The sequence below is a fragment of the Brachyspira catarrhinii genome, assembly GCF_005518285.1.
GTDB classification, from domain to species: Bacteria; Spirochaetota; Brachyspiria; order Brachyspirales; family Brachyspiraceae; genus Brachyspira; species Brachyspira catarrhinii.
In genome coordinates this window covers 1-2,432 of the sequence record NZ_SJDU01000343.1, presented here as the reverse complement: position 1 = coordinate 2,432, position 2,432 = coordinate 1, and the positions used below count along the sequence as shown (strand labels likewise).

Here is a 2,432-nt window from a genome sequence, read left to right as displayed (position 1 = left end):
CATTTTTTGCAGAATTTTCCAAATAATTTTTTGCAAAATTTTCCAAATATAAAAATCTACGGAACAAGGCTAACCGCCGCATTTTTAAGAGCGAAATTAAGCGAATACAAAAACGAATTTAAAGATACGAAAATATACGAATTAGAGCCGAGAAATAAAATAAAATTGGGAATAAATTTCGATATAGAATTTATAAGAGTAAATCACAGCATTCCAGACGGAGTCGGAGTCGCCATAAAAACTCCTTTGGGAATAATAATTCATACGGGAGATTTCAAAATCGACTTGAATCCGACAACCGACAGATTTATCGACCTTTATAAATTCGCCGAATACGGAGAAAACGGAGTTCTTTTGCTTTTAGCCGATTCCACCAACTGCCAAAGAGAAGGCTTTTCTATAAGCGAAAGCGCCGTTCAAGATTCGATAATTCCAATGTTTTCGTATAAAGACGGAATGATAATTGTCGCCGTTTTTGCAAGCAGTATAGAGAGAATACAAGATTTGGTTACCGCCGCAAAAGTCAATAATAAATATGTGACATTTTCTGGAAGAAGTTTGCTCAAATATACAAAAATTGCCGAAGAAATGGGATATTTAAATCTATACGATATAGTAATTCCGATTGATAAAATAAACAGATATCCGAGAGAAAAAATAGTTTGCATAACTACGGGAACTCAAGGAGAGCCTTATTCTTCTTTATCTCTCATAGCTTTCGGCTCGCATAAACATATTAAAGTTGAAGACGGAGATATGGTAATTTTTTCTTCGAGTATTATTCCTGGAAACGAAATGGTTGTTACAAGAATGATAAATAATCTTTTCGATTTGGGCGCAAAAATGGTTGGAGAAGATAAAAAGCTACTTCATGTTTCGGGACATGCTTCGAGCGAAGATTTAAAATTGATGTATAGATTAGTCAAACCGAAATATTTTATTCCAATTCACGGGGAAAAAAGACATTTAATAAATCATATAAAGCTTGTGGAAAGTTTAAACGGACTCAATACTAAAGGCTTTTTGCTTTATAACGGCTATGTTTTGGAAATCGATAAAAATTTGGAAGCGAAATTATCCGAACCGATAGAAATAAGAAATATATATGTTGACGGAAAAGGAGTCGGAGATTTGGAAGAAAGCATTTTTCATGATAGAGAGCAACTTTCTTTAAACGGAGTCGTTGTCGCAAATGTTATTCTTTCAAAAAATCAATCTGGAAATTACGATATAAAAATCGACACGGAAAGCAAAGGTTTTATTTATAAAGGCGGAGAGAAGGAAAATTTATTGATAAAAACGGAAGAATTAAGAAAAGAAGGAATAAACGCCGCAATGGAATCTGTGAAAAAACTGCTTTCAAGAAATAAAAAAACTCCTTCGACTATAAAATACGAAGTGAAAGAAGCCTTAAGAAAAAAATATATGCAAATAATCGGACGAGAACCCGTTATATTCGTTTCGCTATATATAAACGATATTGATATTTTGGAAAAATCGAACGATAATGAAGAAACTATTAATAACGATAACAATAATAATATAAATAACACGGAGGAAAAAATTATATGCCATTCCAATTTGACGAAGAAGAAAAAGAAACTAATGAAGAGAAAAGCTATTTTAAACAGAATAAGGCAAAAGAAAAAAAGGATAAAAAGTTCATAATATTTTCTATACTTATTTTATTATCCATTTTGATTGGAATAATTACGATATTTTCAAGAGAAAAAAGGAATAATAATATTTCCACAATAAGAATAGGAAGCAATTTGACAAAATCAATGTCGGTTTCCGCGAGAGAAGGAATAGCGATAGTCGATTTAAACGGAGTAATTTCGCATGAAAAAAGAACTTCAAATTTTGGAATTGAAACGAAATCCGTAACCGAAGCCTTAATGGACGATTTTGAATATTATATGAAAGACGATAATGTGAAGGCAATCGTTTTGCAAGTCGACAGCCCAGGCGGAGCTTTAACTTCCTGCGAAGAGGCTTTAAAATATTTGAAAGTTTTGAAAGAAAAATATCCAAAACCGATAATAGCGTCATTTAGAAGCATGGCGGCGAGCGGAGGATATTATATTTCAATGATAGCGGACAAAATATACGCAAACGAATCTACTCTCACGGGAAGCATTGGCGTAATATCTCAATTTATCAATCTTTCGGGTTTGATGGATAAATACGGAGTCAAAATGTATACGGTAAAAAGCGGAAGAAATAAGGATTCGCTTTCGCCTTTCAGAGAGCCGAGAGAAGACGAATTGGAATATTGGCAGAATATGACGAGAGAATTTGTAGAGCAGTTTATTAATGTCGTTGAAGAATCGAGAGGAGATAAAATAAAAGGAAACAAAGACGAAATATTTGACGGAAGAGTTTTCAGCGGTAAAATGGCTTTGGATTTCAGCGGCAAAATGGCTTTGGAA

The 2,432-nt window shown here is 33.3% G+C and carries 2 protein-coding genes; both read left to right on the top strand.

Going from position 1 to position 2,432, the window contains the following annotated elements; all coding sequences use genetic code 11:
• A partial coding sequence (locus EZH24_RS10280) for a ribonuclease J (RefSeq protein WP_137999044.1) occupies positions 1 to 1,668 on the top strand: 1,668 nt, incomplete at its 5' end.
• Positions 1,569 to 2,432 (top strand): signal peptide peptidase SppA (sppA, locus tag EZH24_RS10275; protein ID WP_236847165.1); only part of this gene is annotated, 864 nt, incomplete at its 3' end. The genes EZH24_RS10280 and sppA, both read left to right, overlap by 100 nt.